A 6,700-nucleotide genomic window follows, 5' to 3' on the forward strand; every position below is an offset into this window, starting at 1 on the left:
TCGACCATGCGGCGGTCGCTTACGACATGGTGTCAAGCTTGCGCTGCATGGCGGCGATCTGTTGCTTCAGTTCCTGAAGGTCGTCGCCGCTCTTTTCCGGGACATCCTTGCGGGCCGGCTCGGGTGCAGCCGCGGCCGCAGCATTTGTGGCGGCGGTCGGGAAGGGCGTGAACAGGCGCATCGCGTTCTGGAACATTTCCATGTTGCGGCGTGTCTGCTCTTCCAGCGCCTTGATCGGAGTGGCGATCTTCATTACATCCAGCGGCGACTTGCCGATCGCGCCCTTCATCTGCTCGCGGAACCGCTCCTGTTCCTTGGAGAAGGCCATCATCGACTGTTCGAGGAAGCTCGGCACGATCTGCTGCATCTGGTCGCCATAGAAAGCGATCAACTGGCGCAGGAACGGGATCGGCAGCATGTTCTGCCCATCCTTGTTCTCCAGTTCGAAGATGATCTGCGTCAGCACCGGATGGGTAATGTCGTCACCGGTCTTGGCGTCCTGGACGGTGAACTCCTCGCCCTTCTTGACCATCTCGGCCAGATCCTCGAGCGTCACATAGGTGCTGGTGCCGGTATTGTAGAGCCGGCGATTGGCATATTTCTTGATAATGATAGGGTCGTCTTTCGCGGCCATCAGCATCCTCCCGGGACACCGGCGCGCCTGAGTAAGCCGCCGGTAACGATTGCGCCATTTTTAAGGATATGCGCAAAAGCTCTATAATTCCAAGCGCTTTGTGCAGTGCGGCATCATTTATTGCTGCATGGCCGGCCAATTATGCTGCGCAGCAAAGGTTGGGCGATCCCGCCGGCCGCTCACGCCCTGCTTGCGGCGCTTGGCCGGCATGCCCATTTCCGGTTTGACTTGGGGTGTGGAACGGGCAAGAAAAGTCCCAACAAGCCCCCAAGAACACGACACCTCGAGGTCTGGAGAGAAAAATGTCCGCTTCCAATTCAATCGTCGTTGCCAGCGCCGCACGCACGGCTGTCGGCTCTTTCAACGGCGCCTTCGCCGCCACCCCGGCGCATGAACTTGGCGCCGTCGTCATCAGGGAGCTTTTGGCGCGCGCCGGCGTCGAGCCGGGTGAAGTCGACGAGGTCATTCTCGGCCAGGTGCTGACCGCCGCGCAGGGCCAGAACCCCGCCCGCCAGGCGTCGATCAATGCCGGCCTGCCCAAGGAGACCACCGCCTGGGGGCTCAACCAGGTTTGCGGCTCTGGCCTGCGCGCCATCGCGCTCGGCATGCAGCAGATCGCCGCCGGCGACGCCACTGTGATCATCGCCGGCGGCCAGGAATCGATGTCGCTGTCGCCGCACGCCGAGCACCTGCGCGCCGGCGTCAAGATGGGCGACTACAAGATGATCGATACCATGATCAAGGACGGGTTGTGGGACGCCTTCAACGGCTACCACATGGGCAACACCGCCGAGAACGTCGCCCGCCAGTTCCAGATCACCCGCGACGACCAGGACCAGTTTGCGCTGGCCTCGCAAAACAAGGCCGAGGCCGCGCAGAAGGCCGGCAAGTTCAAGGACGAGATCGTCGCCTTCACGATCAAGGGCAGGAAGGGCGACACTGTCGTCGACCAGGACGAGTACATCCGCCACGGCGCCACCATCGACGCCATGTCCAAGCTGAAGCCGGCTTTCGACAAGGACGGCACCGTGACCGCCGCCAACGCGTCGGGCATCAATGACGGCGCCGCCGGCGCGCTGCTGATGAGCGAGGCTGAAGCCACAAGGCGCGGCATCACCCCGCTGGTGCGCATCGCCTCATGGGCGACGGCCGGCGTCGATCCGGCGATCATGGGCACCGGACCTATTCCCGCCTCGAAGCGGGCGCTCGAGAAGGCCGGCTGGTCGGTCAAGGACCTCGACCTTGTCGAGGCCAATGAAGCCTTCGCCGCGCAGGCCTGCGCCGTCAACAAGGGCATGGGCTGGGATACGTCGATCGTCAACGTCAATGGCGGCGCCATCGCCATCGGCCATCCGATCGGCGCGTCGGGCGCCCGCGTCTTCAACACGCTGGTTTTCGAGATGCGCCGCCGCGGCGCCAAGAAGGGCCTTGCCACGCTGTGCATCGGCGGCGGCATGGGCGTCGCTCTGTGCGTGGAAGCGCTGTGAAAGAGAAGTGAGTAGTGAATAGGGAGTAGTGAATGGGGAAGAAGGAGCAGCGCGGCGGGATATAGATCCCTACTCGCTACTCCCTACTCCCTATTCCCTTCTTCCGACCAAAGGGAGGAAGAACTTTCAATGACCAAAGTAGCGCTCGTCACCGGTGGATCGCGCGGCATCGGCGCCGCCATATCGATCGGCCTGAAGAATGCCGGTTACACCGTTGCAGCCAACTATGCCGGCAATGACGAGGCAGCGGGGAAGTTCAGCGCACAAACCGGCATCAAGGCCTACAAATGGTCGGTCGCCGACTACGACGCCTGTGCCGCCGGAATCAAACAGGTCGAGGCCGATCTCGGCCCGGTCTCGGTGCTGGTCAACAATGCCGGCATTACCCGCGACGCCATGTTCCACAAGCTGACGCGCGAGCAGTGGAAGGAAGTCATCGACACCAATCTGTCTGGGGTCTTCAACATGACGCATCCGCTGTGGGGCGGCATGCGCGACCGCAAATTCGGCCGCGTCATCACCATTTCCTCCATCAACGGCCAGAAAGGCCAGGCCGGCCAGGTCAACTATTCCGCCGCAAAGGCCGGCGACATCGGCTTCTCGAAGGCGCTGGCGCAGGAGGGCGCGCGCGCGGGCATCACAGTCAATGTCATCTGCCCCGGCTACATCGCCACCGAGATGGTCAAGGCGATCGACGAGAAGGTGCTGAATGAACGCATCATCCCGCAGATTCCGGTCGGCCGCCTCGGCGAACCGGAAGAGATCGCGCGTTGCGTCGTCTTCCTCGCTTCCGAAGACGCCGGCTTCATCACCGGTTCGACCATCACAGCCAATGGCGGCCAGTATTTCGCCTGAACGACAGCATTTCGCCCGGTAGGACGGGCCGGCTTATGGCCCGTTTTTTCATCGCCGGCCGGCGATGTTCCCGGGCTGCGCGCTAGACATTGACCCGTTCCGGCATGCAAAGATTAACGATTTCCAGGCGCCCTGTGCAAAACCCGGTTCGCAAGCTGTGAATTCTCGGTGGACAAGCTGTGGATAACACAACATGTTGGGGTGAACAAACCAGGAAAATCCCGCCATCGCTGATTCATAGCCGATTCGTTCCGGCTTTGAGCGCAACGTTAACGACCAAGGCCGAAAATCACCGGCAAATGGTTAAGGCCGATTAAGAAAATTCAACAATTTCATAATGTTGGCCGAGGCGTATCGGATCACGACGATGCCCCGCCGTCAAAGGTTAACGCCAATGGTCGCCTTGCAGGAATCGGGCCAGTTTCCGCGATTCAGCATATGGTGAGACTCAGGCTCGCAAAATCCACATGTAGCCGTGAACAAAAGCTGAATCTACCGGAGTCACTGATTCGTCGCCGATTCGTTCCAGACTCGTTCCAACTGTTAATTGAGACCTCAAAGACGAACCGTGGGATTGCCGGCCGGAACATTCCGCTTTCGCTTCGCGCCTGAAATCCCTATGTGTCGCCTGTCATACGCGCCACGCGAGGCGCGCTCCCGACAACACGATGCAGAAAGCCTCATCTCCAGGCCGATGAACATCCAGCCGAAACACACCGAGCCGCTGATCCTGTCGGGCCGCGACGTGACTGCCGTGCTGGGTCCGACCAACACCGGCAAGACCCATCTCGCCATCGAGCGCATGGTGGCGCATGAGAGCGGCATTATCGGCCTGCCGCTCCGCCTTCTGGCGCGCGAGGTCTATGCCCGCGTCTGCGAAAAGGTCGGCGCCCACAAGGTGGCGCTCATCACCGGCGAGGAAAAAATCCAGCCGCCCGGCGCGAAATATTCGGTCTGCACCGTCGAAGCCATGCCGCGCGAGACCGACGTTGCCTTCGTCGCCATCGACGAGGTGCAGCTCGCCGGCGACCTCGAGCGCGGCCACATCTTCACCGACCGTATCCTGCACCTACGCGGCCGCCAGGAAACGCTGCTGCTCGGCGCGGCCACCATGCATGGCATCCTGCAAAAGCTGCTGAGAGGCGTCTCGGTGGTGACGCGCCCTCGCCTGTCGCACCTGGCCTATGCCGGTTCGAAGAAATTGACCCGCCTGCCGCGGCGTACGGCCATCGTCGCCTTCTCCGCCGACGAGGTCTATGCCATCGCTGAGCTGATCCGCCGCCAGCAAGGAGGAGCGGCGGTCGTGCTCGGCGCGCTGTCGCCCCGCACCCGCAACGCCCAGGTGGCAATGTTCCAGGCAGGCGACGTCGACTATCTCGTCGCCACCGACGCCATCGGCATGGGCCTCAACCTTGATCTCGATCATGTCGCCTTCGCCCAGAACCGCAAATTCGACGGCTACCAGTACCGCAACCTGACGGCGGCCGAGCTCGGCCAGATCGCCGGCCGCGCCGGCCGGCATCTGCGCGACGGCACCTTCGGCGTCACCGGCCAGGTCGATCCGCTGGACGAGGAACTGGTCAAGCGCATCGAGGGGCACGAGTTCGATCCGGTGAAGGTGCTGCAATGGCGCACCGCGCATTTCGACTTCGCCAGCCTCGACGCGCTGAAGCGCTCGATCGAAACCAACGCGCCGGTCGAAGGCCTGACGCGGGCGCTGCCGGCGGTCGATGCGCAGGCGCTCGAACATCTCTCCCGCGACGAGGACATCCGCGCGCTGGCTACCAATGCCAAGCGCGTGGCGCTGCTGTGGGAAGCCTGCGCGTTGCCGGACTACCGCAAGATCGCGCCGGCCCAGCACTCCGACCTGATCGCTTCTATCTACACCGACCTCGCCAAACACGGCCATGTCGACGAGAACTACATGGCCGAGCAGGTGCGCCGCGCCGATACGACCGAGGGGGACATCGACACGCTGTCGCACCGCATTGCGCAGATCCGCACCTGGACATTCGTGTCCAACCGGCCGGGCTGGCTGGCCGATCAGGCACACTGGCGGGAAAAGACGCGCGAAATCGAAGACAGATTGTCGGATGCGCTGCATGAGCGGTTGACGAAACGGTTTGTAGACCGCAGGACTTCCGTCCTCATGCGGCGCCTTAGAGAAAATACAATGCCTGAAGCCGAAATCAGTCCTACCGGAACCGTCCTTGTCGAAGGCCATCATGTCGGCGAGTTGCAAGGGTTCCGCTTCACCGCCGATCAGAGCGCCGGCGGCGAAGACGCCAAGGCCGTGCGTACGGCAGCGCAAAAAGCGCTGGCCGCCGAGTTCGAGGCACGTGCCGAACGCTTCGGCGCCTGCGCCAATGGCGACCTTGCGCTCGGCTCCGACGGCACGCTGCGCTGGATCGGCGCGCCGATCGGCACGCTGGTTGCCGGCGAAGACGCGCTGAAGCCGCGCCTGGTGCTTTTGGCCGACGAGCAGTTGACCGGTCCCGCCCGCGACAAGGTCGCCGCGCGCGCCGAGCGCTTCGTCAATTTCCAGATCGAATCCTTGCTGAAGCCGTTGGTCGACTTGAAGAATGCCGAGCAGATCGCCGGCATCGGCCGTGGCATCGCCTTCCAACTCGTCGAGCATTTCGGCCTCATCAACCGCCGCGACATCGCCGAGGAAATGAAGTCGCTCGACCAGGAGGGTCGCGCCGCCTTGCGCCGGCTCGGTGTGCGCTTCGGCGCCTACCACGTCTTCGTGCCGGCGCTGATCAAGCCGGCGCCCGCCGGACTGATCACGCTTTTGTGGGCGCTGAAGAACGACGGCAAGGACAAGCCCGGCTTTGGCGACGTCGTGCACGCGCTGGCCTCCGGCCGCACCTCGGTGGTCATCGATCCGGCTTTCGACAAGAGCTTCTACAAGCTCGCCGGCTACCGTAATCTCGGCCGCCGCGCCGTGCGCATCGACATTCTGGAACGGCTGGCCGACCTGATCCGGCCTGCGACCAACTGGAAGCCCGGTCTGGGACAGCGCCCGGACGGCGCCTATGACGGCCAGTCCTTCATGGTGACGCCGCCGATGATGTCCATCCTCGGCGCCACCGCCGACGACATGGAAGAGATCCTGAAAGGTCTCGGCTATCGCGCCGAGCCGAAGCCGCCGGCAGAGGTCAAGGCGCGGCTGGAAGCACAGGACAACGCGGCGCGGGAAGCGGCTGCCGCCAAGCTGGCTGCGGACGCGGCTGCAAAAGCTGAACAGGCCAAGGCGGCGGAAGCCGCTGCAAGTGAAGCCGTCGCTGAAGCGCCGGCCGTTGGATCGGAGCCGGATGCGGTTGCCGCCGCTGAGCCTGCGGCTGAGCAGCCCGTCGCCGAAGCCGCAGCGGAGGCTGTTGCTGCGGACGCTCAGCCGGGCGCGCCTCCCGAGGGTTCGGAGCCAACTGCGGCCGTTGAAGCCACCGCCGAGGTCCCAGCCATCGACGAAACAACTGCAGAGCCTGCAGCGCAAGAACACGCTCCGGCCGTTGCAGAGGCTGACGACACTGTCACCGAAAGCGCCGACGCTTTTACCTCCCCCTCGATGGGGGAGGTCGCGGCGCGAAGCGACGCGGGTGGGGGTGACAGCGCTGACGAAACCGATAGTGCAGACCGCGTAGCCGATGCAGGTGCAACCACCGACGCCGGCGCTGCCCCCACCCCGGCGCTGCGCGCCGACCCTCCCCATGAGGGGGAGGGT

4 protein-coding genes are annotated in these 6,700 nt (G+C 63.7%); 3 read left to right on the top strand and 1 reads right to left on the bottom strand.

Translation table 11 applies throughout. From position 1 onward, the window contains the following. Positions 1 to 19 precede the first annotated feature (19 nt). Positions 20 to 634: a polyhydroxyalkanoate synthesis repressor PhaR gene (gene phaR / locus NKI61_RS23900; protein WP_023685813.1), complete on the bottom strand. Its 615-nt coding sequence runs from the start codon at positions 632 to 634 to the stop codon at positions 20 to 22. 302 nt (positions 635 to 936) lie between these two features. Between phaR and NKI61_RS23905 the strand changes: the two genes are divergently transcribed. The 3 genes from NKI61_RS23905 to NKI61_RS23915 all read left to right on the top strand — a co-directional run. Beyond that, positions 937 to 2,121: an acetyl-CoA C-acetyltransferase gene (locus tag NKI61_RS23905; RefSeq protein WP_023673832.1), complete on the top strand. Its 1,185-nt coding sequence runs from the start codon at positions 937 to 939 to the stop codon at positions 2,119 to 2,121. A 129-nt stretch (positions 2,122 to 2,250) separates the two neighbouring features. Then, positions 2,251 to 2,976, top strand: coding sequence for an acetoacetyl-CoA reductase (gene phbB / locus NKI61_RS23910; RefSeq protein ID WP_023698448.1), 726 nt, complete (start codon positions 2,251 to 2,253; stop codon positions 2,974 to 2,976). A gap of 694 nt (positions 2,977 to 3,670) precedes the next feature. Further along, the coding region (locus NKI61_RS23915) for a helicase-related protein (protein ID WP_352841152.1) at positions 3,671 to 6,700 on the top strand (3,030 nt) is incomplete at its 3' end.

Source organism: Mesorhizobium sp. M0514, from assembly GCF_040321145.1.
In the GTDB taxonomy this organism is placed as follows: domain Bacteria; phylum Pseudomonadota; class Alphaproteobacteria; order Rhizobiales; family Rhizobiaceae; genus Mesorhizobium.

What these genes read in the sequence shown, in the direction of transcription:
- phaR (WP_023685813.1), bottom strand. Translation starts at nt 634, where the DNA reads ATGGCCGCGAAAGACGACCCTATCATTATCAAGAAATATGCCAATCGC.
- NKI61_RS23905 (WP_023673832.1), top strand. Translation starts at nt 937, where the DNA reads ATGTCCGCTTCCAATTCAATCGTCGTTGCCAGCGCCGCACGCACGGCT.
- phbB (WP_023698448.1), top strand. Translation starts at nt 2,251, where the DNA reads ATGACCAAAGTAGCGCTCGTCACCGGTGGATCGCGCGGCATCGGCGCC.